Origin of the sequence: Micrococcus sp. TA1, from assembly GCF_014199555.1 — a bacterium.
Classification (GTDB): domain Bacteria; phylum Actinomycetota; class Actinomycetes; order Actinomycetales; family Micrococcaceae; genus Citricoccus.
The window spans coordinates 1,036,027-1,062,561 of the sequence record NZ_JACHNW010000001.1; the positions used below are offsets into that span (position 1 = coordinate 1,036,027).

General features: G+C 69.7%; 22 protein-coding genes and 1 pseudogene. 11 read left to right on the forward strand and 12 right to left on the reverse strand.

Annotated features, from left to right (window positions below; genetic code table 11):
• Positions 1 to 369 precede the first annotated feature (369 nt).
• The 7 genes from GGQ69_RS04475 to GGQ69_RS04505 all read left to right on the forward strand — a co-directional run bounded on the left by GGQ69_RS04475 (position 370) and on the right by GGQ69_RS04505 (position 6,162).
• Entirely contained in the window at positions 370 to 1,092 is a 723-nt protein-coding gene (locus GGQ69_RS04475) for a response regulator transcription factor (RefSeq protein WP_183525147.1), read from the forward strand.
• A complete protein-coding gene (locus tag GGQ69_RS04480; RefSeq protein WP_370577101.1) occupies positions 1,089 to 2,216 on the forward strand; it encodes a sensor histidine kinase in 1,128 nt (375 codons plus the stop codon). Before GGQ69_RS04475 ends, GGQ69_RS04480 begins: the two co-directional genes overlap by 4 nt.
• Positions 2,217 to 2,596: 380 nt before the next feature.
• On the forward strand, positions 2,597 to 3,040 hold the full coding sequence (locus GGQ69_RS04485; RefSeq protein ID WP_183525150.1) for a hypothetical protein: 444 nt from the start codon (positions 2,597 to 2,599) through the stop codon (positions 3,038 to 3,040).
• A gap of 325 nt (positions 3,041 to 3,365) precedes the next feature.
• Positions 3,366 to 3,776, forward strand: a complete 411-nt coding sequence (locus GGQ69_RS04490; protein ID WP_183525153.1) for a four-helix bundle copper-binding protein — start codon at positions 3,366 to 3,368, stop codon at positions 3,774 to 3,776.
• A gap of 136 nt (positions 3,777 to 3,912) precedes the next feature.
• Entirely contained in the window at positions 3,913 to 4,347 is a 435-nt protein-coding gene (locus tag GGQ69_RS04495) for a DUF302 domain-containing protein (RefSeq protein WP_183525156.1), read from the forward strand.
• 31 nt (positions 4,348 to 4,378) lie between these two features.
• Entirely contained in the window at positions 4,379 to 4,654 is a 276-nt protein-coding gene (locus GGQ69_RS04500) for an SHOCT domain-containing protein (RefSeq protein WP_183525159.1), read from the forward strand.
• Complete coding sequence (locus GGQ69_RS04505; RefSeq protein ID WP_183525162.1) at positions 4,651 to 6,162, forward strand: multicopper oxidase family protein; 1,512 nt, start codon at positions 4,651 to 4,653, stop codon at positions 6,160 to 6,162. Before GGQ69_RS04500 ends, GGQ69_RS04505 begins: the two co-directional genes overlap by 4 nt.
• A 62-nt stretch (positions 6,163 to 6,224) precedes the next feature.
• Here the strand turns inward: GGQ69_RS04505 and GGQ69_RS04510 are convergent, their stop codons facing one another.
• From GGQ69_RS04510 to GGQ69_RS04535, 7 genes and pseudogenes are all read right to left on the reverse strand, one after another.
• On the reverse strand, positions 6,225 to 6,890 hold the full coding sequence (locus tag GGQ69_RS04510) for a DUF305 domain-containing protein (RefSeq protein WP_183525166.1): 666 nt from the start codon (positions 6,888 to 6,890) through the stop codon (positions 6,225 to 6,227).
• A gap of 32 nt (positions 6,891 to 6,922) precedes the next feature.
• Positions 6,923 to 8,947 carry a copper-translocating P-type ATPase gene (locus GGQ69_RS04515; RefSeq protein WP_221243528.1) on the reverse strand — a complete coding sequence of 675 codons (2,025 nt, stop codon included), beginning with the start codon at positions 8,945 to 8,947 and terminating at the stop codon, positions 6,923 to 6,925.
• 278 nt (positions 8,948 to 9,225) lie between these two features.
• Positions 9,226 to 10,467, reverse strand: a complete 1,242-nt coding sequence (locus tag GGQ69_RS04520; protein ID WP_298044312.1) for a cell wall metabolism sensor histidine kinase WalK — start codon at positions 10,465 to 10,467, stop codon at positions 9,226 to 9,228.
• Positions 10,464 to 10,865 (reverse strand): winged helix-turn-helix domain-containing protein, encoded by a 402-nt coding sequence (locus tag GGQ69_RS16795; RefSeq protein WP_370577164.1) that lies wholly within the window; start codon positions 10,863 to 10,865, stop codon positions 10,464 to 10,466. The genes GGQ69_RS04520 and GGQ69_RS16795 overlap by 4 nt, the downstream gene beginning before the upstream one ends.
• Positions 10,866 to 11,233: pseudogene (locus GGQ69_RS16800) on the reverse strand (response regulator); the annotation flags it as partial.
• Positions 11,234 to 11,382: 149 nt separating this feature from the next.
• Entirely contained in the window at positions 11,383 to 12,789 is a 1,407-nt protein-coding gene (locus tag GGQ69_RS04530; protein ID WP_183525172.1) for a ferredoxin reductase, read from the reverse strand.
• A complete protein-coding gene (locus GGQ69_RS04535) occupies positions 12,786 to 14,090 on the reverse strand; it encodes an SRPBCC family protein (RefSeq protein WP_183525175.1) in 1,305 nt (434 codons plus the stop codon). Before GGQ69_RS04535 ends, GGQ69_RS04530 begins: the two co-directional genes overlap by 4 nt.
• Before the next feature lie 155 nt (positions 14,091 to 14,245).
• Between GGQ69_RS04535 and GGQ69_RS04540 the strand changes: the two genes are divergently transcribed.
• Positions 14,246 to 15,178 carry a LysR family transcriptional regulator gene (locus tag GGQ69_RS04540; protein WP_183525178.1) on the forward strand — a complete coding sequence of 311 codons (933 nt, stop codon included), beginning with the start codon at positions 14,246 to 14,248 and terminating at the stop codon, positions 15,176 to 15,178.
• A 164-nt stretch (positions 15,179 to 15,342) separates the two neighbouring features.
• On the opposite strand, the gene GGQ69_RS04545 is transcribed toward GGQ69_RS04540, so the two are convergent.
• From GGQ69_RS04545 to GGQ69_RS04555, 3 genes are all read right to left on the reverse strand, one after another.
• Positions 15,343 to 17,367 (reverse strand): BCCT family transporter, encoded by a 2,025-nt coding sequence (locus tag GGQ69_RS04545; RefSeq protein WP_183525181.1) that lies wholly within the window; start codon positions 17,365 to 17,367, stop codon positions 15,343 to 15,345.
• A gap of 178 nt (positions 17,368 to 17,545) precedes the next feature.
• The gene (gene purU, locus GGQ69_RS04550) at positions 17,546 to 18,466 is read right to left on the reverse strand and encodes a formyltetrahydrofolate deformylase (RefSeq protein WP_183525184.1); all 921 of its coding nucleotides are present in this window, start codon (positions 18,464 to 18,466) and stop codon (positions 17,546 to 17,548) included.
• An 87-nt stretch (positions 18,467 to 18,553) separates the two neighbouring features.
• A complete protein-coding gene (locus GGQ69_RS04555) occupies positions 18,554 to 19,207 on the reverse strand; it encodes a GntR family transcriptional regulator (RefSeq protein ID WP_183525187.1) in 654 nt (217 codons plus the stop codon).
• A 443-nt stretch (positions 19,208 to 19,650) separates the two neighbouring features.
• Between GGQ69_RS04555 and GGQ69_RS04560 the strand changes: the two genes are divergently transcribed.
• The 3 genes from GGQ69_RS04560 (at position 19,651) to GGQ69_RS04570 (ending at position 24,088) form a co-directional block, all read left to right on the forward strand.
• Complete coding sequence (locus tag GGQ69_RS04560; RefSeq protein WP_183525190.1) at positions 19,651 to 22,155, forward strand: FAD-dependent oxidoreductase; 2,505 nt, start codon at positions 19,651 to 19,653, stop codon at positions 22,153 to 22,155.
• 88 nt (positions 22,156 to 22,243) lie between these two features.
• Entirely contained in the window at positions 22,244 to 23,152 is a 909-nt protein-coding gene (locus GGQ69_RS04565; RefSeq protein WP_183525192.1) for a bifunctional methylenetetrahydrofolate dehydrogenase/methenyltetrahydrofolate cyclohydrolase, read from the forward strand.
• Between the two features lie 186 nt (positions 23,153 to 23,338).
• Positions 23,339 to 24,088 (forward strand): GAF and ANTAR domain-containing protein, encoded by a 750-nt coding sequence (locus GGQ69_RS04570; protein ID WP_183525195.1) that lies wholly within the window; start codon positions 23,339 to 23,341, stop codon positions 24,086 to 24,088.
• Positions 24,089 to 24,145: 57 nt separating this feature from the next.
• Here the strand turns inward: GGQ69_RS04570 and GGQ69_RS04575 are convergent, their stop codons facing one another.
• Together GGQ69_RS04575 and GGQ69_RS04580 are read right to left on the reverse strand one after the other, a co-directional pair.
• The gene (locus GGQ69_RS04575) at positions 24,146 to 24,751 is read right to left on the reverse strand and encodes a flavodoxin domain-containing protein (RefSeq protein ID WP_298045148.1); all 606 of its coding nucleotides are present in this window, start codon (positions 24,749 to 24,751) and stop codon (positions 24,146 to 24,148) included.
• Between the two features lie 123 nt (positions 24,752 to 24,874).
• On the reverse strand, positions 24,875 to 26,512 hold the full coding sequence (locus GGQ69_RS04580) for a DUF2079 domain-containing protein (RefSeq protein WP_255459419.1): 1,638 nt from the start codon (positions 26,510 to 26,512) through the stop codon (positions 24,875 to 24,877).
• Positions 26,513 to 26,535 lie beyond the last annotated feature (23 nt).

Genomic DNA, 26,535 nt, shown 5'->3' on the forward strand with positions numbered 1-26,535 from the left:
TGATCGGTCGCCCCGGTGGTCGTCGGGTGGCTCTCGGTGCCCCTCCTTGTGCTGACCGGGGGACACAGAATCCTGGGACCCTTCCAGCCTTCGATGCGGACATGGCGGGACCTGTGCGGGAACCTCACGTTTTGATGACGGTTCATCGCACCGGGTCCCGCCCCGCACTCGCCTTCGGAACGGTGCGCGCCCGCCCTGAAGGCCCGGCGCTGGGGTCGCCGGGCGCCGGGGCACGCTCACCGGGCCGTGGTGAGCGAACGGGTCCTCGGACGCAGGAGGATCCGCCGGTCAGTCACAATGACTGCAGCAACCCCTGAGGATGAGGCGGTGTCACCGGGGCCGCAGGGGTGCGGGCGTGAAGGAGTGCTGATGTCTGCAAGTCAAACCGGGCGCGTGCTCGTGGTCGACGACGAGCCCACCTTGGTGCGCATGGTCGAGAAGTACCTGCTCACCGCCGGGCTCGAGGTCGCGACGTGCCAGGACGGAGCCGAGGCGGTGCAGGCGGTCCGGGACTTCGACCCGGACGTGCTCGTGCTCGACTTGGGACTGCCCGGGCTGGACGGACTGGAGGTGTGCCGTCAGGTGCGCACCTTCTCCACCTGCCATGTGCTGATGCTCACCGCGCGCGACGATGAGATGGACAAGATCATTGGCCTCTCCATGGGAGCCGACGATTACATGACCAAGCCGTTCAGCGCGCGGGAACTGGTCGCCCGGATCCAGGCCCGGTTGCGGCGGCTCCACCACCTGGACACGGCCCCGGCGCCCCCGCCCGGACCGGAGGCCACCGTGACCCGGGTCGGAGCCTTGGTGGTGGACCGGGCTGGGCGCCGGGTCTGTGTGGACGGCGCGGCGGTCGAGGTGACGCGGATCGAGTTCGACCTACTGCTGGCCCTGGTGGAACGCCCCGGTCAGGTGCTCAGCCGCCGCCAACTGGTGCAGACGATCTGGAATACCGAGTGGATCGGGGAGGAGCACGTGGTGGACGTGCACGTGGCCCGGCTGCGGAAGAAACTGCGGGACCGGGCGGGCGCGCCGCGGTTCATCGAGACGGTCCGTGGGATCGGCTACCGGATGGGAGATGGCCGGTGAGCGCCGCGGTTCCGGCCCCGGGGAGATCTTGGCACCCCTTGACGGTGCGGCTGATCCTGGCCCAGGTTGCGGTGCTGGCGATGGGTCTGGCGTTGGTGCTGTGGGCTGTGGTGGGTCTGGGGCCGTCCATGTTCCATGACGTGCTGGTGGCGAACCATCATGCCCATGAGGCCGAGATGGTCGGCCAGGTCCACATGCAGGAAGCGTTCCGGACGGTCAGTCTCAGCGGACTGCTCATCGGTGGCCTGCCGGCCCTGGGCATCGCGGTGGGGCTCAGCCTCTACCTGTACCGCACGATCGGCCGCTCCCTGACCCGTTTTTCCACCGCGGCCCGTCAGGTGGCCTCGGGTGACTATCGGGTGCAGCTGGACCCGCCCCGGCTGGGACCCGAGTTCGACGCCCTGGCCTCCTCGTTCAACGACATGGCCGCCCGGCTCGAGGCGGTGGACTCCACGCGGCGCCAGATGCTGGCCGACCTGGCCCACGAGATGCGCACCCCGCTGGCCAGCATCAAGGTCCACGTCGAGGGCGTCGAGGACGGGGTGGTGGACTTCGACCAAGAGACCACCGGAGTCCTGTACTCCCAGATCGGCCGGCTGGAGCGCCTGGCCGGGGACATCCGGCAGCTCACCCGGGCCGAGGAAGGCCTGGTGGACCTGCGTCTCGCCAGACAGCACCCGGCCACGGTGATCGCCGAGGCCCTTGCTGCCGTCCAGCAGCAGGCCGCCGCCCGGGACATCACCCTGGCCACCGAGTCCTCGGGCCCGGTGCCCGAGCCGGTGCCCATGGACCGCGGACGGATCGGCCAGGTGCTGGCCAATCTGCTGGCCAACGCCCTGCGCCACACGCCTGTCGGGGGCACGATCACCGTGCACACCCACGACGCCCCCGAGGCGGTGACCATCGCCGTGACCGACACCGGGGAGGGCATCGCGCCGGAGGATCTCCCGCACGTGTTCAACCGGTTCTACCGGGCCCGCACGGGCCGGGAGGCCGGTCCCGGGTCCGGGCTGGGGCTGGCCATCAGTCGTGCCCTGGTGCAGGCCCACGGCGGCACCCTGCAGGCCCACAGTCCCGGCCCCGGGCAGGGCTCGAGCTTCACCCTGCAGCTACCCCGGACCTGACGGTCCGCTCATCCCCCGACGGTTCGGCCCCGGGAGACCGGCCCAGCGCTCCCACCAGCGGGGCACGTCCGGCCGGGAGGTGCATCCCGGACGGGTGTCCGCATCGCCACGGGGCGTGTAGACGCCACATCCACCCGGGTCCTCTCCTCGGCAACCCCAGGGCACCGTGCTGCTGGGCCAGCCGGGCCAGCCGGGCCGCCCGGGGGGCCGCAGCCATCACACCGTCGGGTGACGCGGCCGGTGGAGGCACAGACGAGGGCCCGGTCGGCCAGGACGGAATGTCATCGAACCGTGAGACCGGCGTAAGCGTGGCTCAACGTCCGCCCCGGAGAGTGGAAGCACACCGCGAGCCCGGACTGTACCGACCCTGGAGAAGAGCCATGACGCCCGCCACCTGTCCGCAGCAAATGGAGACCGCACCGATGGTGGACCAACTCGTGGAGCTGGAAACCATCTGCGACCTGAAGGTCGCGCTCCGACATCTCGATGGTTTCCTCGTGTACCTCCGCGCGGACGTCGACGTCATCGCCGGGGGCGGCAGTCCGCATGACCCTCTCGTGGGTCGACCGGACGTAGGCCTCGCAGGGTCTGGCTCGGGGCGACTGGGGTTCGGCAGGTGGGCCGTAGAGGTGTACCTCACTGCAGGCCGCGAAGGAACCTCGATCACACTGCGCGCCCTCGGTCATGACGCGGCATGCCGCGCCGCCAACGGAAGGCGCTCGACCATCTTCCTGGCCAGAAGCGTCAAGACGATGGACATCCTCGCTCGTTTCCTTCGAGTCATGGATGAGGAGGCTCGGATGCAGCGGTTGGGCCGTCCGTGACAACACCCAGCCCCCCGGAGGGCTGAGTACGGCGACGGCAGGGGCACTGCGCGGGGTCGATCACGTCAACGCGGGTGAGGGCCTGGGCACCGGTGTCCGCCGCGCACCATGTCGTCGGACACTGTCGGGCGCTGTCGGACGCTGTCGGGCGATGGATCGGCGTGCGGTGAGAATCGTCAGGTGCTGCCCGGCTCGTGCGCCCAGCTTCATGGAACCTTCATGGACGAGTCCTTGAGGTGATCGATGCCCGGGACCTACGGTCGGACGTGTGGCGGGCTGGCGTTGACCGGTTCGTCGTTCATGGACATCACGGAAGGAACATGTCATGACCCATCACGTGAGCTCGATGCTTCAGACCTACCCGAAGGACCTGGGCACCATCGACCGGCAGAAGCTGGCCGAGTGCATCGAGGCCTGTTTCGAGTGCGCCCAGACGTGCACGGCGTGTGCCGATGCCTGCCTGGCCGAGGACATGGTCGCGGACCTGAGGCAGTGCATCCGGCTCAACCTGGACTGTGCCGATCTCTGCATCGTCACGGGCCGGGTGCTGTCGCGGCAGACCGGGACCAACGCGGAGACCGTCCGGGCCCTGCTCGAGGCCTGCCGCGCGGCGTGCAAGGGATGCGGGGACGAGTGCGCCTCCCACGGGAGCATGCACGAGCACTGCAGGGTCTGTGCCGAGGCCTGCCGTCGGTGCGAACAGGCCTGCGCGGACCTGCTGGCAACCCTCGGCTGACGGGACCGGGCGCCCGCGCAGGCCGGGCGGCCACCACGACGACGGGACCGGACAAGGCATGCGCGAACCGGCCGTGTCCCGCTGATTGACGGCCGGGCCACACCCCGCCGATCGTTATCACGAGAGGAATTGACCGATGACCTACACCCATGCCATCACCGTCGACCTGTCCTATCAGGACGCCGTCGAGCGCACTCGCGAGGCACTGTCCGAACAGGGCTTCGGCATCCTGACAGAGATCGACGTCCGGGCCACGTTCGAGAAGAAGCTGGGGGCCGAGGCCGCCGAGGCGGTCGGCGACTACGTGATCCTGGGTGCCTGCAACCCCGGTCTGGCCAGCAAGGCACTGGCGGCCGAACCGGAGATGGGTGCGCTCCTGCCGTGCAACGTGGTGGTCCGCCGAGCCGCCGGTGCGAGGGCGACCACGGTGGAGGCCATCGACCCACAGACCATGGTCACCCTGAGCGGGAGCGGTCCCGTCCAGGAGGTGGCCGACGACGCCGGCACCCGGTTGCGGTCGGTGCTGGAGTCCCTGCGCGCCCGCGACGGGGGCCTGCAGGGCACACCCTAGGGAACGGAACCACACGAGCGAGGAGAACGTCATGATGTGGGGCGACGGCATGGGCTGGGCGATGGGCTGGGCCTGGCTGTTCTGGATCCTGCTGATCGTCGGGGTAGTCGTGCTGGTGATCCTCCTCGTCCTGGTGCTGGTCCGCGGGGGCCCGGGCGCGGGCCGCCCGGACGGGCCGCGCACCCCGCCGGCCGGTGCGGCGACGTCCAGGGCCCGGGAGATCCTCGAGGAGCGCTACGCCCGCGGGGAGATCAGTGCCGAGGAGTTCCACGAACGCCGGCGCACCCTGGAGGGAGAGACGCCGTGAGCCAGCCCACCCGGCGGCAGGTGATCGGGTGGGGACTGGCCGGCGCCACGATGACCGCGGTCGGTGCCATCGGGCTGTGGCAGGGGCGCCGTCCCCAGGGCGCGCCTCGTTCTCCGCGGATCCGTCCGACGACGGACGGATCCGCCGCAGGGGACGGGACCGGTCCGGGGGCATGGGCCGAACCACAGGTGCTCGCCAGTGCCGACGGAGTGCTGGAGCTCGGCCTGGAGGCTGCACCGACCACCGTCACGATCGATGGCCGGTCCGCCAGCGTGTGGACCTTCAACGGTTCGCTCCCGGGCCCCACCGTGGAGGTCTCCGCCGGGGACACCCTGCGGATCCGCATGAGCAACCGCCTGGCCGGACCCACCAACCTCCACGTCCACGGCCTGCACGTCTCCCCCCGGGGAGCCGGCGACGACCCCTTCGTGACGATCGCCCCGGGGGAGGCCCACGACTACGAGTTCGTCCTGCCGGACGACCATCCGCCCGGAACCTATTGGTACCACCCGCACCACCACGGCCACGTGGCCGAGCAACTCGCGGCCGGCCTGTACGGGGTGATCATCGTCCGGGACACGCAACCGGTGCCGGTCACGCGCGAACGCGTCCTCGTGGTCTCCGACCCCCTGCTCACGGCCGACGGGGACCTCGCGGAGCCGTCGCCGAGGGAGCGGATGATGGGGCGGGAAGGCCGGCTGGTGCTGGTCAACGGCCAGGTGCGGCCGCGACTCGAGGCCGCACCGGGGGAGCGTGAGCGCTGGCGGATCGTCAATGCCTGCCCCTCCCGTTTCCTGCGCCTCAGGCTGGAGGGCCAGACGATGCTGCTGCTGGCCCGGGACCAGGGCCGGCTGCGCGAACCCGTGGAGACCTCGACGGTCGACCTGGCGCCGGGCAACCGGGCGGAGATTTTGGTCGAGGCCACCGAGGGCACCTCCACGCTCGTGGCCGCCCCCGTGGACCGCGGGGCGATGCCCGGGATGATGGGCGGGAGGCGTCCCGGGGGTGGCGGACCCCTGGAGCTGTTGCGCCTGGAGGTCGGCGGGAAACCGGTCGACCGGCGCGGTGCGGTGGAGGCGGTGCCGGAACCGCGGGACCTGCGGGGGGAAGACGTGGCCCGACGGCGCACCCTCGACTTCGCGATGGGCGGTATGGGAGGGGGGATGATGGGCAACGGTGCCATGATGTCCTTCACCATCAACGGCCAGGAGTTCGACGCCGAGCGCACCGACGTCAGCGTGCGCGCCGGAGATGTCGAGGAATGGACCCTGGTCAACTCCTCGCCCATGGATCACCCGGTCCACCTGCACGTCTGGCCCGTCCAGGTGATCGACGACGGCGACGGCGCGCAGGACGAGCCCCGCTGGGCCGACGTCGTGAACGTCCCGGCCTTCGGGCAGGTGAGGGTCCGCGTGGCCTTCGGGGACTTCACCGGCCGCACCGTGTTCCATTGCCACATCCTCGACCACGAGGACCTCGGCATGATGGGCACGATCGAGGTGGCCTGAACCCGTCGAGCCGCCTCTCCGGGATCCGCGCCCCGCCGCCGTCGGCCGGGGCGCGGACCGGATCAGAGGGAGTCGAGCATCGTGCGCATCTGCGCGATCTCCGCCTGCTGGGCGTCGATGACCTCCTGGGCCAGCGCCTGTGCCTGCGGGTTCTGGCCGGTCTCGACCTGCTCCCGTGCCATCTCCACGGCACCCTCGTGATGGGTGGTCATCTGTTCCAGGTACAGGCGGGCGGCCTCGGTGCCCTGGGCCTGATCCAGCCGGCGCATGTCCTCGTCGCTCATCATGCCGGTCATCCCGGAGCCTGTCCCCGCGCCATGGTCCATGCCCTCCACCTCGGCCTCTGAGGCTGCGCTGGCACCCCAGGTGTCGAGCATGGTGTGCATCCGGTCGATCTCCGGGCCCTGGGCGTCGATGACCTGTTGCGCGAACTCCGTCACCTCGGCCGGGATGTCGGTCTTGCCCAGCAGCATCTCGCTCATCTCCACGGCCTGCTGGTGGTGGGGGATCATCATCTGGGCGAACATGACGTCGGCGTCGTTGTGCTCTGCCGAGACCTCCCCGGTCGAACCCGAGGCGGTGCCGGTGGGGGTCGGTGAGGCCTCCGCCGCCGAGGTGGTCGGTGTCGAGGTGGTGCCCGTACCACCGCTGGTGTCGGTGCCGCCGCAGGCCGTCAGGGCCAGGGCCGCGGTCAGGGCCAGGCCGGTCAGGGTGGTGGTGCGCTTCATGGGAGTGGTTCTCCTTCGTGGTGGGGGGTGGGTCAGTGGGTGGCAGCCCGGACGGCCCGCCGGTCGGCGTGCCGGTCCTGGGCGCCGAGTGGGGCCAGATGGGCGGGGTCGAGGGTGATCCGGCGCAGCAGCTGGGCGTTGAGGGCCACCACGATGGTGGAGGCCGACATCAGGATCGCGCCGACCGCGGGGGAGAGCACGAACCCGAACGGGGCGAGCAGGCCGGCGGCCAGCGGGACGGAGATGACGTTGTAGCCGGCGGCCCAGACGAGGTTCTGGATCATCTTGCGATAGCTGGCGTGGGAGAGCTCGATCATCGACAGCACGGCACGGGGGTCGTTGCCGGCCAGGACGACGCCGGCCGATTCCATGGCCACGTCGGTCCCGGCGCCGATGGCGATGCCGACGTCGGCGCGGGCCAGGGCCGGGGCGTCGTTGACGCCGTCACCGACCATGGCCACGCTCAGTCCGCGGACCTGCAGGTCGGTGACCTTGGTGTCCTTGTCCTGGGGGAGGACCTCGGCGAAGACCTCGTCGATGCCCAGGTCCGCCCCCACGGCCCGGGCGACCTGGGTGGCGTCGCCCGTGATCATGGCCACCGTGACCCCCCGGTCCTGCAGCGCCTTCACGGCGGCCCGGGACTCCGGACGGACCTGGTCCTCCACGGCCAGGGCCCCGATGACCTCACCGTCGGCCACCACGTGCAGCACCCCGGCGCCGCGGTCAGTCCAGGACCGCGCGGTCTCGGCGATCTCCACGGGGGTGTCCACCCCGTACTCGCGCAGCATGTTCGGCCCACCGACGAGCACCTCCGCCCCGTCCACGATGGCGCGCACCCCGCGGCCACTGGCCGCGGTGAAGCCGGTACCGCGCAACCGCTGGGCGGAGGCCTCCGGGTGCGCGGTGGCGGCGGTGACGATGGCACGGGCGACCGGGTGCTCGCTGTCGGCCTCGGCCGCCGCGGCGACCGCCAGCAACCGCGCCTCGGAGACACCTGGCATCGGGGCGGTGCCGGTGACCGCGTGGGCACCCTCGGTCAGGGTGCCGGTCTTGTCGAAGAGCACCACGTCGATGGTGCGCATCCGTTCCAGGGCCAGCCGGTCCTTGATCAGCACCCCCGAGGCCGCCGCCTTCTCGGTGGAGATGGCGATGACCAGCGGGATGGCCAGGCCCAGGGCGTGCGGGCAGGCGATGACCAGCACGGTCACCGTCCGGGTCACGGCGTCGTCGGGACTGCCCAGCACGGTCCAGACGATGGCGGTGAGGATGCCCGCGACCAGGGCGAACCAGAACAGCAGGGCCGCCGCCCGGTCGGCGAGGGCCTGGGCGCGGGAGGAGGACTCCTGGGCGTCGGCCACCATCCGCTGGATACCGGCCAGGGCGGTGTCGGCTCCGATGGCCTCGACGCGGACCCGGACGGAGTTGTCGGTGGCCACGGTGCCGGCGACCACGGTCTCACCCTCACCGCGGGAGACCGCCTGGGACTCCCCGGTGATCATCGACTCGTCGAACTCCGCGGCCCCCTCCACGATCTGTCCATCGGCGGGGACTCGGGACCCGGAGCGGACCAGGACGGTGTCCCCGACCGACAGGTCGGCGATGGGCACCGTCACGGTGTCCCCGTCCACGATCTTCTCGGCCTCGTCCGGCAGCAGCGCGGCCAGGGCGTCCAATGCCGAGGAGGCCGCGCCCAGGGCGCGCATCTCCATCCAGTGTCCCAGCAGCATGATGGTCACCAGCAGGGCCAGCTCCCACCAGAAGTCCAGGTCGAACCCGCCGATCCCCAGGGTGGTCACCCAGGACGCCACGAAGGCGACCGTGATGGCCAGGGCGATCAGCAGCATCATCCCCGGTTGGTGGGAGCGCAGCTCGGTCAGCCCGCCCTTGAGGAACGGGGCGCCGCCGTAGATGAAGATCACCGTGCCCAGCACCGGAGCGATCCAGGCCGAACCCGGGAACTGGGGGAGGTGGTAGCCCAGCAGGTGGGCGACCATCGGGCTGAAGATCACCACCGGGATCGACAGGATCAGGGACCACCAGAAGCGGTGCTTGAACATGGCCACGCTGTGCCCGGCGTGCTGGCCGTGGGAGTGGACCTGGTGTTCCTCGTCCACTGCCGAATGCGGGAGCCCCTGCGGCATCGCCTGGCCATGGGTGTCGTGGCCCCCGTGACCGGCATGCTCTCCATGCCCGGTATGACCGGCGTGCTCGTCCGGGCCGTGGTGATGGGCGGGACTCATGGCGTTCCTTCCACTCGGCGGCGGACCAGCCGAGATGATGGGCGGTGGGTCGGACAGTGCGGACGGTGTCGCCGGAGACCGCGCGGCTGGCGGACTCAGCGACGGTGGGTCTCGGACTCCTTCCCGGGGTTGCCCCGCTGGTCACCCTGCGAGGCCTGACACGTCCGGTATATACCCCCCTGGGGTATGTTGCAAGGTGTGACGGTTCCTGGTTCGCCGCGGGTGGAATCGGCGGAGAGAGGCAGCGTGAGGGTGAAGGCGGCCCCGCGCCCGGTCCCGTCCGAACGGGCGGTCAGGGCGCCGCCATGGGCCTCGACCAGGGCCCGGGAGATGGCCAGGCCGACCCCGGAACCGCCGCGGTCACGGTCTCGGGCGGAGTCCCCCCGGTAGAAGCGCTCGAAGACGTGGGGCAATTGCTCGGCGGTGATGCCGTCCCCGGTGTCGGAGACGGTGATGCTCGCCCGGCCCGTGGAGTCCAGGTCCGTGCTCAGCACGACACGGCCGCCGGCCGGGGTGTGGCGCAGGGCATTGGCGAGCAGGTTGTCCAGTACCTGGCCTATCCGATCCCGGTCCGCGATGACGAACGCCTCATGTCGGACCTCGACGAGGAGATCGACCCCCTTGGCCACGAAGGCCTCGTGATGGGCCTCGGCGGCGGCGTGGGCCAGTGGCACGATCCCCCGGCGGGCACGGTCCAGGTCGAGGTGTCCCTCCTCGGCCCGGGAGACCTCGTGCATGTCCTCGACCAGTCGGGCCAACCGGGTCAGTTGGTCGGCCATCACCGTCCCCGTCGCCGTGTTCCACTCCGCGACCCCGTCGTGGAGGGCGTCGAGGTAGACGGCGAGCACGGACACGGGGGTGCGCATCTCGTGGGCCAGGTCCGAGATCAGGCGACGACGGGTCCGCTCGGTGCCGTCCAGCCGTTCGGCCATGGTGTTGAAGGCCGCAGAGACCGCATCGACCTCCACTCCGGCATCCGTGGACGGGACCCGCGTGCTGTAGTGACCGGCGGCCATCGAGGCCGCAGCGGAGGTGAGGGCGTCAAGGGGCCTGCGGATCCGGCGGGCGAACAACCAGGCCACCGCCGTGGCCAGGGCCAGGGCGGTGGCCAGGCCGGCGCCCAAGGCCCACAGGGTGGCGTCGCGATAGGCGTTCTCCACGTGCAGCACCTGGCTGGGATCAGGAGCCACGTCGGCGCGGAGCAGGTGGTCATGGAACACCGCGGGGCCGATGATCAGGGCGACCAGGACGGCCGCCAGGATACTGGCGGCCACCACGAGCAGTTGCGCGAGGAAGAACCGGGCCGCCAAGCCCCGGGCGCGATCGGGTCTGCTCACCGGTGCACCATCCGGTAACCCACCCCGCGCACGGTCTCGACGTAACGGTTCGGGTCGGCTCCGAGCTTGCGGCGCATGTTCCCCAGGTGCACGTCCACGATCCGCTCGTCCCCCACCCACGCCGGATCCGAGACCAGGTCGATCAGCGCCCGACGGGAGAGGGCCTCCCCGGGGCGGGCGGACAGGACCGCCAGCAGATCGAACTCGGTGCGGGTCAACCCCACCGGCCTCCCGCCCACGCGCACCTCGTGGGCCGCGAGATCCACGAGGAGGTCCCCGAAGGACCGCACCGCCTCCGGGTGGCCCAGGGTGGTACGGGGCCTGCGCAACACCACCGCCACCCGGGCGACCAGCTCCCGCACGCTGAAGGGCTTGGTCAGGTAGTCGTCGGCGCCCACCCCCAGGCCCTCCAGTTTGTCATGCTCCTGACCGCGAGCGGTCAGCATCACCACATAGCACTGGGAGAAGGCCCGCAACCGTCGGCACACCTCGATCCCGTCCATCCCGGGCAGGCCCAGTCCAGCACGACCACGTCGGGGTCCTGGGCCCGCACCGCCTCCAGGGCCTCCGGGCCGGAGTGGACGGTCGAGACGTCATGGCCGGCCCGCTGTAGATACGAGGCGACGATCTGCGCCAGGGCCTTCTCATCATCCACCACCAGAACTCGCCCCACGGCAGACTCAGCGACAGGGTTCACACCCTCAGTGTGCCTCGTCGTCCTTCCGTGACCGCCGCTGGAGCGGTGTGGAGCCCCGATCTTGTCCACACCTTCAAATCAGCCAGCAGGTTCTCGCGGGAGACGATGGACCCCCGCCTCGGTGTGCGGTAAGCGAATGATCCTGGGCGGCAGTGCCCCGCTCGTCCTCCTTCCGTGGACGATGGACGCGGTGGTCCGGCCTGGAGGTGCCGGAGGGATCAGGCGTCGATCACCAGGTCGGTCCGGGCGGTGGAGCAGCAGGGCAGGAACTTCCCTGCATCGATCTCTCGTTGACGGATCCCGCCCTGGTGGTTCATCTCGACCTCGCCGGAGAGCTTGACCACCTTGCAGGAGCCGCACATTCCCTCCTTGCAGTTCGCCCCGATCCTCACACCCGCACGCTGGGCCACCTCGAGGATGTGGTCGGCGGGGTCGATGCGCACATTGACCCCGGTGCGCATGAAGGACAGGGTGAGGCTTCCCGTGCCGACCGTGTCGAAGCCCGAGGCGTCGACGGTCTCGGCCTCCGTCTCCACATCGGGACCGCCGTCGGGACGTGAGGTCTCCGGGTCGGCGGCCTCCAGCGGCAGCCCTGCTGCCTCCAGGGTCCCCTCGGCGTCATAACCCGGCTCGTAGAGCTCGAACGCGGCGGGCTGGCTGTCGTAGTAGTCCTCGGCGGAATCGGCGATCTCCTCGGCGATCTCCTCGGCAATGTCCGCTGCCAGCGCGACCTCCGCCTGGTATTCAAGGAGCGTCTGGCGGTCTCCCGAGAAGAACTCCATGTGGATGGAGGTGTCGTCGACACCGACCTTCTTGAGGAGCTCAGCGGCGGTGTTGAGATAACCCTCTGGTCCGCAGGCATAGACCTGGCGGCCGTTGGCGTCGGGAGCGACCTCCTCGAGCATGGCCGACGACAGCCGTCCGGTGAGCCATTCCCAGCCCTCGGGCGTGTTGCGGTCGCCCAGGGACCAGAAGACCTTGATGCGCGGGTCCACGGAGGCGATGTAGGCCAGCTCCTGGTGGAAGGCATAACCGCCGGCCACCGCTCCGTGGTACAACACCACGACGTCGGCCTGCCCGGGCAGGGAGTGGATGGTCCGCACCATCGACATGATGGGGGTGATACCCGCGCCGGCGGCCAGCAGGAGATATCGTGCCCGCCGGTCGGCGTCAGGCAGGTGGAATGCCCCCACGGGGCCGAGCATCTCCAGGACGGTGCCGGGTCTGACGTTCTCGTGGACCCACGGTGACACGAGTCCCGTGGGGTCGCGCTTGACGGAGATGTCGAAGGTCCACGGTCGCGTGGGTGAGCTGGACAGCGAGTAGCTGCGGTCCGCAGGGTCCTGGTCCGCGCCGTTCACCGGAAAGGCGACGTTGACGTACTGGCCAGGACGGAACGCCAGCGGCGCCCCGTCGCAGCGGCGGAAGACGAAGGTCATCATGTCACCGGCCTCGGGAATGACCTCGACGCATTCGGCCATGAACTCCTGGGGATGCCAGGGGCCCAGGGCGCGGGCGGCGCCTGCGGGCCCCTCGGTGGTGGCCATCACCCGGTTCCACGGCATCTCCAGGCCGCGGATGCGCTGTGGTTCCACGGTGGCCGTTCCCGTGACGAGGTCGGTCATGCCAGGTGCTCCTGCACGCGCTGCACGTACCAGTTGATGAACGCCTCGACCTGGTACTCGCTCTTCATGTACGGTCCGGGCTGGTAGGCGGGGCTGCCGGCGCCCTGCTGGCACAGCTCCACGAACGCCTTGTCCTGCAGGTTGGTCTGCTTCCAGGTGTAGGTGAGTTTGTCCAGGTCGTAGTCGACGCCCTCCTCGGCGTCGTCAGCCACCAGCCAGGTGGTGCGGACCAGCGTCTGGTGCTCGTTGATGGGGAAGACACCGAACGTGATGACGTGGTCCCCGAGGAAGTGGAACCAGCTGTTGGGCTGCAGGTGCATCGAGCAGCGGCCCAGACGGAAGTCCCGCAAGTCCCCGAGCAGCTTCTTGGACAGCCGGCGGCCGTCGGGGGAGAAGGATTCGCCGTCACCGTCGAGCGATTCACGGGAGATGCGGATGCCCGCGATGCGCGTGTCCAGCTCCTCGACGACCTCGTACGGAAGACCGTAGCGGCGGCAACGCTCCTCGAGTGATGACTGTGCTTCCTTGTTGCGGTCCCACACCTCCTCGAGATGGGGCGGGATCAGGCCCTCCGTGAGGCCCCAGGTGGGAAAGAGGGAACAGGCGAGCTCCGGGTGACCGTCGCAGTGGTAGCACTCACGGTTGTTCTCCATGACGAGCTTCCAGTTGCCCTCTTCGACGATGTTCTGCTGGTAGGCGATCTTCGTCTTCGACAGGTCGTGCGGTGCGAGGTAGGGCTCGAAGATCTTCGAGGTGTCGTCGAAATCCGTCGGCGGCTCATCCGCGATGCAGACGAAGATGAGTCCGGCGACCACGCGGCTGTGGGCGCGCTTGAGGCCGAAGCAGCCCTTGTCGAACGTCGTTTCCCCCGGGGCCGAGGCATGGATGAGGTCGCCGTTGGGGGAGTAGGTCCAGGAGTGATAACCGCAGACCAGGTTTCCCGTGGTCCCCGCGGGGTCGGTCAGGACGCGGGCGCCGCGGTGGCGGCACACGTTGTGCAGGACGTTCACGCCGCCGTCGTCGTTGTGCAGCACGATCAGGGAGTAGGGACCGTAGTCCACGGTGACGTAGTCACCCGGTTCCGGGAGTTCGGCGATGCTGGCCGCGAAGATCCAGTGCCGTCCGAAGATGGCCTGCATGTCGATGCTGAAGATCGTCGGATCCGTGTAGAAGGGTGCGTCGAGGGAGTATCCGGCGCGCCGGAACTCGAACAATTCCGCGATCTCCGCCAACTGCTCGGCGGGCACGGAAGACGCGAGCTTTCCACGTGCTGTGGGGGACACGTTCACTGGAGCAGACATGTGGTTCCTCCCGGGAGGGTTCGGTGAGTGGGGGATCCGTCGGCACCCCGCTGGGGCGCAACCGGTGTGGTCGAGACGTCCTATATGTGAGATTAGGCACATCCGCTCTGCGGAAAAAGCGCAAGATCGTGGAGATAACCGTGCACAATATGTGCATGATCGATGCACGTCTCGTCACCCTCCGGGTGTTCGCCCGCTGTGGCACCATCGGCGCGACCGCGGAGCTCACGGGGTACTCCCCCTCCGCCGTCTCCGCGCAACTGAGGGGCCTCCAGCGCGAACTGGGAATGCAGCTGCTCACGAAGGACGGGCGAGGGGTGAGACTGACCGCCACGGGCCGGTTCCTCGTGACCGGTTCGGACACCCTGATCGCGGAGTGGGAGAGCCTGCGCACCGCGGCCATGCAGGCCGGTGACCAGATGCCGTCTCATTTCGGCCTCGGCGGATTCTCCTCGGCGGCCGCCCAGCTGCTGGCACCCCTGGCCGCCACCCTGCGCGCCTCACGCCCCCTGATGGAGGTGCAGGTGCTCGAGGCCGACCCGGCCCGCTGCTTCGACCTGTTGGTCGCAGAGCGCATCGACCTGGCGGTCATCGTCGCCATGCAGTCCGACACCCATGCCGAGGACGATCCGCGCTTCGAGCAGACGGTCCTGCTGGACGATCCCCTGGACGTGATCATCCCCGCCGACCACCCGTTGGCATCGCGGGCCACGGTGACGCTCGAGGAGCTGGCGTCGGAACCGTGGATCACCGAGGCCGCCGGCTCCACCTACCATTCGCTGTTCACCGCGGCGTTCCGCGCCGTCGGCGTGACGCCGCGCATCGCCCATGAGGCCGTCGAGTGGGAGACCCAGATCGCCTTCGTCGGTGCGGGGCTGGGCGTGGGACTGCTGCCGCGACTGGCGCCGCTGCGAAGTGCCGAGAACGTCGTCCGGCTGCGCCTGACCGGCCGGGGTAAGCCTGCGCGCCGCATCGTCGCCGCGGCGCGCCGGGGCAGCATCACCTCACCGCTGATCCAGGAATCGCTCGGCATCCTCCGGGTCAGCGCCGATCGAATCCTCGCCGGTCGGCCGGCAGACGATCTCTGACACCGGGAGGCAGTTCGAACACCCGCCGGGCGGCGTGACCAGGGATGGAAGGGCGCGAGCGAGGACGAAGGCGTCGGCACCCGGTTACACAGCGAGTGGCTGGGCCCGCACCGGGCCCAGCCACCTGCCCTGGGGAAGGGCTCCAGCTCAGAAAGAGCCGCCTGCTAGCTGCTCCCGGGTTCCGCGCGCCGGGCCTCGACGATGGGCATGCTCCCCGAGGGAGTCGCTCCGAGACATGCCGACTCCGAGCACCGCTCGGCGCAGTCGTGCTTGGTGACGAGGTCGAACTGCGCACCACCGTGCTGTTCCACGCCCGTGCGTATGGCCCGCTCCACGACCGACGTGGCCAGGCGGCGCCTCAAGGAGAGGGGGTCCCGGCGCAGGTCCTTGGTGAGGGCGAAGCAGAGCAGCATCATGACGATGACGAACGGTAGCGCTGCCACGATGGTGATGCGTTGCAGCCCGGCCAGGGCTTCCGAGGGCTCATCACCGCCGGCCAGCAGCATGACCGCGGCCACGGCGCCGGTGAGGCAGCCCCAGAAGATGACCACTCCGCGGCGGGGGTGTTCGGCTCCGTTGGAGCTGAGCGAACCCATCACGATGGACGCCGCGTCGGCACCGGTGATGAAGAAGATGGCGACCAGGACCATGGCCAGGGCGATGACGGCAGTGGTGGCCCAGTCAGGCATGCTCAGGTTCTTGACGAGGTCGAAGAGTGCTCCGTCGAAGTTGACGGACGGTGCCCCGTCGACCATGGTCACCAGGCCGGGCGCACCCTCCTGGTCGGCCTCCTGCTGGACGTGGAAGGCGGCGCCGCCGAAGACGGCAAACCAGACCACGCTGACGACACTGGGCACAAGCAGCACTCCGGTGACGAACTGGCGGATGGTGCGGCCGCGGCTGATGCGGGCGATGAAGAGTCCGACGAACGGGGTCCAGGAGATCCACCACGCCCAGTAGAAGATGGTCCAGCTGGTCATCCAGCTGCGCAGCGACTCATCGCCGACCGCTTCCGTCCGGGACGACATCTCGGCCAGGTCGCGGGCGTAGTCGCCGATCGCGGAGGGGATCAGGTTGAGGATGAACAGTGTGGGGCCGGCGACGAAGACGATCAGCGCGAGGACGACGGCCAGGACCATGTTGATGTTGGAGAGCCACTGGATGCCGCGGCTGATGCCGGAGACGGCGGAAGCGACGAAGCACAGTGTCAGGACGGCCACGATCACCACGAGCACGGGCGTGCCGACGTCCCCGAACCAACCGTTGGAGGTCAGGCCGCTGCCGATCTGCAGGGCGCCCAGGCCCAGCGACGCGGCGGTCCCGAACAAGGTGGCGAAGATGGCCAGGATGTTGATGAACTTCCCGAGGGGACCCTCGACCCTCCGGACGCCGAAGAGTGAGGTGAAGGCGACGGAGATCAGTTGCCGGCGGCCCAGGCGGTAGGCGCCATAGGCCATGGCGATGCCGACCACCGCATACATGGCCCAGGGATGCAGGGTCCAGTGGAAGATCGAGGTCGCCATGGCGGTCTGGATGGCTTCGGGGGTCCGGCCGTCCACGGTGCCGGGCGGTGGGGAGACGTAGTGGTAGAGCGGTTCGGCCACCCCGTAGAACATCAGCCCGATGCCCATGCCCGCGGCGAACATCATGGCGACCCAGGACACCGTCCGGAACTCGGGTTTCTCGCCGTCCTTGCCCAGCGGGATGTTGCCGAACTTGCCCAGGGCCAGCCAGAGGACGAAGACCACGAAGAGCGAGGCCAGGAACATGAACAGCCATCCCGTGTACTCCATGACCCAGTTGAGAGCACCCGTGGACGTCTCGGACAGGCTGTCGCGTCCCACGAAGCCCCAGACGACGAAGGCGAGGGCGATGACGCCCGTGATACCGAACGTGACCTTGTCGAGGGTGAGCCTGTGGTTCCGGCGCTCGGCCACTGCCTGCTCGGTCCTGGCATGACGCAGCTCTTCGAGGATCTGCTCGCACTCGACGTCCGACGGGGGGAGCCCACCCTCCTCCTCGTCCGGATCGAGGACAGGGAGGTCTGTGTCTGCCTCACTGGAGGCACTCATGGTTGCCTCGCTCTTCTCCCGGAGTGCTGGTTCCTCGGCACGAGGGACCTCCGCCAACGCATCGTCGGCACGCAACTCATCGGGTGTAGGGGATTGCTGGACGTTCCTGAAAGCCATGTGTGGGTCCTTTGCTCAGTGAGGCATGGTCCTGGCGGCTGCACATGGCCCGCGGGCGTCCCCCCGGACGGAGGGCCGGGGGCCTCGTTCGCTGTGCTGTTCATGCTGTTACCGTCGATGACCGGTTCGGGGGCACGAGGCGCGATGATCATGCGGCTCGCCGGGTCATTGTCTCTGGTCAGTCGAAGACGACGGTGCGGTTGCCGTCGAGCAGGACGCGGTGCTCGGTGTGCCAGCGCACGGCCCGGCACAGCGTGGAGCCCTCGACCTCGCGGCCGAGGTTGACGAAGTCGCGGGCGGACTGGGCGTGGGTGACGCGCTGGACCGTCTGGTCGATGATGGGGCCCTCGTCCAGGTCCGGGGTGACGTAGTGGGCGGTGGCGCCGATGAGCTTGACGCCGCGTTCGTGGGCCTGGTGGTAGGGCCGGGCGCCCTTGAAGGAGGGCAGGAAGGAGTGGTGGATGTTGATGGCCTTGCCGCCGAGCCGGCGGCACAGGTCGTCGGAGAGCACCTGCATGTAGCGGGCCAGCACCACCAGCTCGATGTCGTGTTTCTTGACGAGGTCCATCAGGCGGGCCTCGGCCTCGGCCTTGTTCGTGGTGCCGTCGGCGTCCTTGGTCACGGGGATGTGCACGAAGGGGATGCCGTAGAAGAAGGCCATCGGCTGCAGTTCGAGGTGGTTGGAGACGATCACCGGGATGTCGATCGGCAGCGTGCCGGTCCGGTGCTGGAACAGCAGGTCGTTGAGGGTGCGCCCGTCCGTGGAGCACATGACCAGGGTGCGGGTCTTGGTGGTCGCCTCGTGCAGGTGCAGGTCCATGCTGAACCGGTCCCGGATCGGGGCCAGGGCGTCCTGGACGGCGGTCAGGGCGGTGTCGGTCGTGAACTCGACGCGCATGAAGAAGGTGCCGGTGTCGGGGGAGTCGAACTGCTGAGAAGAGGTGATGTACGCGTCGACGTCCAGCAGGGCGCCGGAGACGGCGTGCACGATGCCCTTCTGGTTGGTGCAGGACAGGGTGAGCACCAGGCCGGGGGAGGCGGGGCGCGTCCCGGAACGCAGGGGAGCGGGGACCGTGGCGGTCGTGGTGGTGCTGGTCATGGGGCGTGTCACCTTATTCGTGAGGGAAGGCCGGGTGGCCTCCGGTAGCTGGTGGGGCGGTGAGGGGTGAGGGCCGCTGGGCGGTCCTCAGAGGGCGGCGATCACCATGTCCTCGAAATGGGTCACGTGATCCGCGGCGAGGCGCTCTGCTTCCTGGGCGTCCCCGTCGAGGACGGACCGGATCAGGTCCACGTGCTCCTGCACGTGGGGTTCCATGGTGCCCAGGCGGGGCAGGACGTGATTCCACATCCGCATGGACAGGGAGAAGTACTGGATGAGGCTCTCCTCGATGTAGCGGTTGCCCATGGCGCGGTAGATCGACTCGTGGATCCGCGCATCGACCTGCATGAGGTCGGAGGAGGATCCCGGCTCCAGTGACTGCACGTCCATCAGGCAGGCCTCGAGGTCCCGCCGGTCCGCCTCCGTGGCGGACAGTGCGGCCCGCCGGGCGGCATAGCCCTCCAGCAGCCTGCGGGCGTCGGAGATCTCCCGCAGGTCGCGGATGGTGACCTCGGGAACGAAGGTTCCCCGATGTGAGTAGATGGTCAGGAGGCGTTCCGATTCCAGTCTCTTGACGGCCTCGCGCAACGGCGTCCGGCCGATGGACAACTCGGCCATCAGCGCTTCCTCGTCGAGGGGGGACCCGGGTGCGAGCCGGTTGTCGATGATCCGGGTGCGGATCTCCTGGTACGCGCGCTCTGCCAGGGTGGTTCGCTTGGGTGATTTCTCGACGGTGTGCATCGACGCTCCTTGGGCCATCTCCACGTGTGGGATAGAGCCTAGGAGGATCGAGGCCGGCCGCCGGGATGATGGCCGTGGCGCCGGTGAGGGTTCACCGGCGGGTCCGCCGAGGGGCGCCGGGGGCGTCCCGAGGGGTGACGCCGCGTGGGTGATGGACAGCGGGACGCTCATGCGAGGGACTTCTCCTTGGTCTCGGGGCCTTAGGCGACGGACGCCGTGAGGCCGAACAATAGGAAGCTCGCCACGAGGAGCACGGTCGTATGAGAGCCACATGCAACACATATATGACGGATGCCGAAGAACGTAACCCACATCACACCGCCGCGCAAGAGGTTCACCCAGCCTGATTTTGCCCCTTGACGGAACGTGAGGCGTGTCACTACGTTGCTCATATATGACTTGTGTATGGCATCCCCTCGGGGACCGAAGGATTGGACACCACCATGGAATCTCCGCGCGTCGTGGTCATCGGAGCCGGCATCGTCGGAGCCAACCTGGCCGATGAACTCACCCAGCGGGGCTGGACGGATCTCACCGTCCTGGACCGCGGGCCCATCCCCTCCACGGGTGGCTCGACCTCACATGCTCCAGGGCTGGTCTTCCAGTCCACCCCCTCGGAACTGCTCTCCGAGCTCGCGGCCTATACGGGGAGCAAACTCCTCGGCCTGGTCAAGGACGGCGCGGCCGCGTTCAACCCCGTGGGCGGGCTCGAGGTTGCCACCACGCCCGAGCGGCTGGCCGAACTGCACCGCCGGAACAACTTCAACGCCTGCTGGGGCGTGGAGTCTCGGGTCGTGGACGCCGCGGAGGCCAAGCAGCTGCACCCCCTGGTGGATGAGAGCCTGCTGCTGGGCGGGTTGTACGTGCCCACGGACGGGCTGGCGTCCTCCCTGCTGGCGGTCGAGCTGCTGCGCCAGCGGGCCGAGTCCCGCGGTGCGGTGTTCCGGGAGAACACGCTGGTCACGGGGATCGAGGAGTCCTCCGGGCAGGTCACCGGGGTCAGGTGCGGGGATGAGTTCGTCCCCGCGGACATCGTGATCTGCGCCGGTGGTTTCTGGGGACCGGAGCTGGGGGAGATGGCCGGGATGACCATTCCCCTGGTGCCGATGGCCCACCAGTATGTCCGGACCACCTCACTGCCGTCCCTGCGGGGCGAGACGGAGGAGGCAGTGGGCACGGGCAACAATGCCCGGTTGCCCATCCTGCGGCTCCAGGAGGACAACCTCTACTTCCGTCAGCACGGGTCCCGGATCGGTATCGGCTCCTATGGGCACCGCCCCATCCCGGTGCGTTACGACGAGATGCCGCAGGAGGTCGACGTCGAGAACGACCGGATGCCCTCCCGGCTCCAGTTCACCCCCGAGGACTTCGCCCCCGCCTGGGACGACAGCCGGCGGCTGCTGCCCGAGCTGGGACAGACGAGCGTGGAGGATGCCTTCAACGGCATCTTCTCCTTCACGCCGGACGGCAACTCCCTCGTGGGCGAGGCCTCGAACGTGTCCGGCCTGTACGTGGCCGAGGCGGTCTGGGTCACCCATTCGGCCGGCGTGGCCCGTGCCCTGGCCCAGGTGATCGTGGACGGTCACAGCGACGCCGACCTGCGGGAGATGGACCTGCACCGCTTCGAGAAGGTCCAGCTCGAGCAGGACTACATCCAGGAGACCTCCGCCCAGAGCTTCGTCGAGGTCTATCACATCAAGCACCCCCTGCAGCCCAAGGACTCCCCGCGGAACCTCCGGCTCTCCCCGTTCTTCGAGCGGCAGCAGGAGCTGGGGGCGTTCTTCCTGGAGGCGTCCGGCTGGGAGCGCCCGCAGTGGTACGAGGCGAACGCGTCCCTGCTGGAGAACCTGCCGGACGAGTGGCTGCCGCCCCAGCGTGACGCCTGGTCCGGTCAGTACTACTCGCCCATCAGCGCGGCGGAGGCCCACGCCACCCGGACCAACGTGGCGATGTACGACATGACCGCCCTGCGCCGGGTGGACATCACCGGTGAGGGTGCGGAGTCCTTCCTGGACACCCTGACCACCGGGAACATGCGGCGGAAGGTCGGCGCCGTGGCCTACACGCTGATGCTGGACGACGCCGGGGGCATCCGCAGTGACATCACCGTGGCCCGGTTCGGCCCGGAGCGGTTCATGGCCGGCATCAACGGCGGGATCGACGCGAACTACCTGGCCGTCCAGGCCCGGAGGTTCACCGAAGCCCACCCGGAGTGCCCGGTGACGGTCGAGGACATCACCGACGCCACCTGCTGCATCGGCCTGTGGGGCCCCAACGCCCGCACGGTGCTCCAGCCGCTGACCGACCAGGACCTCACCAATGAAGGCCTGCGGTACTTCCAGGGCGTGGAGACCCAGATCGCCGGGATCCCGGTCCGCCTGCTCCGGCTCTCCTACGTGGGGGAGCTGGGATGGGAGATCTACGCCGCCGCCGAGGACGGGGCGCGGCTGTGGGATGCCCTCTGGGAGGCCGGTGCCGCCCACGGGATCATCGCCGCCGGGCGGGGGGCCTTCAACAGCCTGCGGCTGGAGAAGGGGTACCGGTCCTGGGGCACGGACGTGCACACCGGGCACTACCCCGACCAGGCAGGCCTCGGCTTCGCCGTCAAGAAGGACAAGGTGGGTTACGTGGGCGCCCGGGCCCTGGCCGAGAGGGCCGGACTGGCTGGCTCCGGTCAGGGCCGGGCCCTGCGCTGCCTCACCGTGGACGACGGGACCACGGTGCTCACCGGCAGGCACGAACCGGTCCTGGTGGACGGCACGCCGGCCGGCTTCGTCACCAGCGCCGACTTCGGCTACACCGTGCACCGGCCCATCGCCCTGGCGTGGGTCCCGGAGGACCTGGCGGTCGGTGACCAGGTCACCGTCCGCACCTTCGACCGGGAGGTCACGGCCACCATCAGCGAGGAACCCCTCGTGGACCCGGCGATGGAGAAGCTGCGTTCCTGACCCACGCCGGCCGACGGGCTGGCACGTGGGCGGGCCCGGTACCACCGGGCCCGCCCACCCCTACGGACGACCTCGAGAGGCCCATGACATGACTGCCCGAGTACTGGACGGCCGCGCGACGGCCGCCGCGATGAAGAAGGACCTGGCCGCGCGGGTGGCCAGGCTGGCCGAGCACGGCCTCGTCCCCGGACTGGGCACGGTGCTGGTGGGTGAGGATCCGGGATCGCGGTCCTACGTGGCCGGCAAGCACCGGGACTGCGCCGAGGTCGGTGTGGCCTCCATCCGCCGGGACCTGCCGGAGTCGGTCACGGAGGAAGAACTGCTCGCGGTGCTGGACGAGCTCAACCACGACCCGGACTGCACCGGATACATCGTCCAGCTGCCGCTGCCCCCGCACATCGACACGCAGCGGGTGCTGGAACGGATCGCCCCGGACAAGGACGCGGACGGACTGCACCCGGTGAACCTGGGCCGTCTCGTGGCCTCGGTCTCCGGGCAGCTGGAGTCCCCCCTGCCGTGCACGCCGGCCGGTTGCGTGGAGCTGCTGCGACATCACGGGATCGACCTGTCCGGCCGACGGGTCCTGGTCATCGGCCGGGGCGTGACCATCGGCCGGCCGGCCGGGCTGGTGCTGACCCGCAAGGACGTCAACGCCACCGTGACGCTGGCGCACACCGGGACGCAGGACCTCCGCGGGGAACTCTCCCGCGCCGACGTCGTCATCGCCGCGGCCGGTTCGGCGCACATGGTGCGGAAGGAGGACGTCGCGCCGGGAGCGATCGTGCTGGACGTCGGTGTCTCGCTGACGGTTGACGCGGACGGGCGTCAGCGCACCGTGGGCGACGTGGAGCCCGCCGTGGCCGAGGTGGCCTCGTGGGTCTCGCCCAACCCCGGCGGGGTCGGTCCGATGACCCGGGTGATGCTGGTCGCCAACGTCGTCGAGGCCGCCGAGCGCCAGGCCGCTACCAGGGTTCCCGCGGCCGCGGCAAGGCCCTGACCGGGCTGAATCCACCTGCACGGTGTCGTCCCGCCAGCCACCACCGGGGGACGGTCGAAGGAGTATTGGTCGCGGGAGCCCTGCCGTGCCAATATCGTTCGGTCGGAGTCCCTCCAGGCGTGTCATGGGAGCGCCGCCTCCGCTGCTGTCGAACGCGGGGCTCACACCCCCGGGATTCCCGGTGTCATGATGACTGAGCAGAGCGCCGCGACCCACCCCGCCGGGGAGGATGACTCCGGTCACGCGCTCAGGGCGCGGGGACAGGTTCTGGCGACCGAGCACTTCGAGGGCTTCCTGCAGGCCCTGGTGAATGCCGCTGCCGACGTTCTCGGCCCCGACGTCTTCGTCGGCGTCACGGTCGTGCGCGAGGGGCATCCGGCGACAGTGGCCAGCAGCGAGGATGACACCTACCGGTTCGATGAGATCCAGTACCGGTACGACGAGGGCCCGTGCCTGACCGCACTGCGCACCAACCAGGTCGTCCTCGTCGACAACCTCACCACCGAGCACCGGTTCGACACCTACCGGGAGGGTGCCGTGTCCCTGGGGGCACTCTCGACGTTGTCACTGCCACTGCACGGCGGGGACTCCGCCGTGGGCGCGCTCAACCTGTACTCCAACCAGCCGTACGCCTTCGGCCAGCGTGAACTGATGGAGGGCAAGCGCTTCGCCGCCGAGGCGTCACGGGCGCTGGAACTGGCCGTCAGGCTGTTGCGTCGCCCCGACCTGCTGGAACACGGGCCACCGGCCCCGACCAGGCACACCGTGATCGATCAGGCCACGGGCGTGCTGATGAGCAGACATGCGTGCGGCCCAGAGCAGGCGTTCCAGGTGCTCCGCGAATCCAGCCGGCAGCGGGGCGTCCCCGTGCGGGAACGCGCCGAGGAGATCATCGCCGCCGCCGCGGCCGACCCCGGTCTCCCTCCGCCCGGGTGACCCTCGCGATGGGACAGGGATCCTCACCGCACCGGATGACCCGTGGCCTCGACGACCTCAGGGGCCGGAGGCGTGCGTCGGGGGAACGGCCGTCAGGCTCCCGGCGATGCCCTGCGCCCAGGCCTCGATGCGGGCCCAGTCACGGTAGTCGCCGAACTGCGCGCCGAACACCCGGAACAGGGTTCTGACCCATCGGGGGAATTGCCCGGGGGTGACCACTCCCGACACCAGCAGGTGTCCGCGGGGAGCTGCCTGGTCCCGCAGCGCCTGGGCCAGACGTCGGTCCTGGCCGGCGCGGGCGCTCCGGCGGATCCAGCGGGGCAGGGCCGAGGTCATGCCCACGCTGAACAACCACACCGGACGCGCTCGCAGGGCGTGGGCATGGCGGGTGATGTACCCGGCGGCCGTCGGCAACCACTCCTGCTGGTGGATGGCGCTGCCCAGCACCACGGCCGCATACCCCTCCGGGCTCGGGGCCTGCTGCAGCGGCAGCACCTCCACCCTCAGCCCGGCGCGTCCGAGCACCTCGGCGATGCGCTGGCCGATCTCGGCCGTGGAGCCGTGGGCGCTGGCATATCCGACCAGCACCCGCGGCGCTGCCTCCTCCGGTGCTCCCTGCCCGCCGGGGACGGCCCGACGGCGTGCGGGGTGTGCAGATTCCACGGTGGACGTCCTCGCGCTAGGGGGTGCGGGCTCGAACTCCTCGCCCCGAGGGTAGGCCGGGGTCGTCGGGCACGGAAAGCCCTGATCAACCGCACGGTACGGCGCGCCCGTCCCGCGCCGGTGCTACGGCACGTAGTCCGCGCACACCGGATCCACCGGCCGGTCGCGGTGCAGCACCCAGATGCCGTGGTCGTCCTCGCTGACCACCCCGTAGCCGAGCCGCTCGGCACGCTCCAGGGCCTGGTCCGGGGTCAGCGGGTCCCAGCCACCGAGCTCCTCGACCGTGGTGTCGATGATCATCCAGGTCGCCAGGTCATCGCCGATGTCCCCGTGCAGGCCGACGTAGGTGCGGTCCACCAGGTGCGGCACCGCGTTGTCCGCCGCCTCGATGCACACGTCGTCCGGGATCATCCCCACGGCGCGATCCAGGGCCCGCGCCCACTCGGTCCGTTGCCAGGTGTCCCCGGTGACGGTGCGCTGGAACGGGAAGACCTGCGGGAAGAGCACGGTGCCGATCACCCCGCAGCCCAGCAGGACGGACACGAAGACGGCCGGCACCCGCCAACCGCGTACACCCGCCCCCGCGGCCCGGGGCAGCCGGTGACTGCCGGCGCCCGAGGCGAGGGCGCCGTCGTCGTGACCGGACGGGGGTTCCGGGGGACCGGACGCGCGCACCTGCCGGGCGTGCCGCCAGGCCCCGATGCGCGCCAGCGCCTCCAGCGCGGCCATGAGGAAGACCGGCGCCAGGATCGCGTCGTACTGGTAGACCGGGCTCCACACGTTGAGCCGGTCGTTGAACAACCGGGAGGCCAGGATCGGCATGCCGATCAGCGTGTAGGGGGACAAGAGCGGCAGCAGCCACAACGCCACGAAGTGCAGCAGCCACAGGGCGACCTTCAGCGGGTGGTCGAAGAGCACCGCGAACGCGTCGAGGGGCTGGGTGAGCATGAAGGCGATCGAGGACCCCATGTCCGGCCCCAGCGCGGTGAACTGCCAGTAGCCGAATTCGCCCTCCGGGGAGAAACGGGGGATCACCACGGAGGTGGCGAAGACGTAACCGGCCACGCCCAGAACGGCGGTGACGACGGCGGGTACCCAGGCGCGCTTGACGGCCAGCACCATCGCGATGGCCAGCAGGGTGATGCCCATGTCCTCGCGCACGGACAGCAGGGTCAGGGCCAGCACGGTGGCCAGCCAGTACCGGCGGCCGTCGATGGCCCAGACGACCCAGGCGATGACCGGCACCCCGACGGCGATCTCGTGGAAGTCCCAGTTGACCATGGCCTGGAACGGCCACCACAGGAGCATCGCCCCGGCGCCGGTGAGCGCGGTGGCGTGGGAGAACCGGCGGCGGGCGAACAGATAGACGGGAATGGCCGTGGAGACCAGGAGCGCCGTCATGGCGATGTTCAGCACCCGTGGGTCGTCCCAGATCCAGTACAGCGGGGCCAGCAACGCCAGGACCGGGTGGAAGTGGTCGCCGAGGATGTTGAAGTCCACACCCTTGACCGGGACGATCGGCTCCCGGAACAGGGCGTACTGGCGCACCGCCTGGTCGAAGATGCCGAGGTCGTAGCCCTTGGCCTCGAAATTGCGGAAGCGCAGGAAGGAGTGGACGAGGTAGAGCACGGCCGCCACGGCCATCACGGCCCCGAGCTGCAGCCACTGGCCTGCGGTGGTGGTGGGTCCCACGGTGTCCGCACCGTCCCGGCGGTCCGGCTGGGTGCCGATGACCCAGCGGGGAAGGCGGCGGGCGTTCATCGTCGGATCCTGCACAGTCCACC

Coding starts and splice junctions, on each gene's coding strand:
- GGQ69_RS04475 (WP_183525147.1), top strand. CDS start 370: ATGTCTGCAAGTCAAACCGGGCGCGTGCTCGTGGTCGACGACGAGCCC.
- GGQ69_RS04485 (WP_183525150.1), top strand. CDS start 2,597: ATGACGCCCGCCACCTGTCCGCAGCAAATGGAGACCGCACCGATGGTG.
- GGQ69_RS04490 (WP_183525153.1), top strand. CDS start 3,366: ATGACCCATCACGTGAGCTCGATGCTTCAGACCTACCCGAAGGACCTG.
- GGQ69_RS04495 (WP_183525156.1), top strand. CDS start 3,913: ATGACCTACACCCATGCCATCACCGTCGACCTGTCCTATCAGGACGCC.
- GGQ69_RS04500 (WP_183525159.1), top strand. CDS start 4,379: ATGATGTGGGGCGACGGCATGGGCTGGGCGATGGGCTGGGCCTGGCTG.
- GGQ69_RS04510 (WP_183525166.1), bottom strand. CDS start 6,890: ATGAAGCGCACCACCACCCTGACCGGCCTGGCCCTGACCGCGGCCCTG.
- GGQ69_RS04515 (WP_221243528.1), bottom strand. CDS start 8,947: ATGTTCAAGCACCGCTTCTGGTGGTCCCTGATCCTGTCGATCCCGGTG.
- GGQ69_RS04530 (WP_183525172.1), bottom strand. CDS start 12,789: ATGACCGACCTCGTCACGGGAACGGCCACCGTGGAACCACAGCGCATC.
- GGQ69_RS04535 (WP_183525175.1), bottom strand. CDS start 14,090: ATGTCTGCTCCAGTGAACGTGTCCCCCACAGCACGTGGAAAGCTCGCG.
- GGQ69_RS04540 (WP_183525178.1), top strand. CDS start 14,246: ATGATCGATGCACGTCTCGTCACCCTCCGGGTGTTCGCCCGCTGTGGC.
- GGQ69_RS04545 (WP_183525181.1), bottom strand. CDS start 17,367: ATGGCTTTCAGGAACGTCCAGCAATCCCCTACACCCGATGAGTTGCGT.
- purU (WP_183525184.1), bottom strand. CDS start 18,466: ATGACCAGCACCACCACGACCGCCACGGTCCCCGCTCCCCTGCGTTCC.
- GGQ69_RS04555 (WP_183525187.1), bottom strand. CDS start 19,207: ATGCACACCGTCGAGAAATCACCCAAGCGAACCACCCTGGCAGAGCGC.
- GGQ69_RS04560 (WP_183525190.1), top strand. CDS start 19,651: ATGGAATCTCCGCGCGTCGTGGTCATCGGAGCCGGCATCGTCGGAGCC.
- GGQ69_RS04565 (WP_183525192.1), top strand. CDS start 22,244: ATGACTGCCCGAGTACTGGACGGCCGCGCGACGGCCGCCGCGATGAAG.
- GGQ69_RS04570 (WP_183525195.1), top strand. CDS start 23,339: ATGATGACTGAGCAGAGCGCCGCGACCCACCCCGCCGGGGAGGATGAC.
- GGQ69_RS04580 (WP_255459419.1), bottom strand. CDS start 26,512: ATGAACGCCCGCCGCCTTCCCCGCTGGGTCATCGGCACCCAGCCGGAC.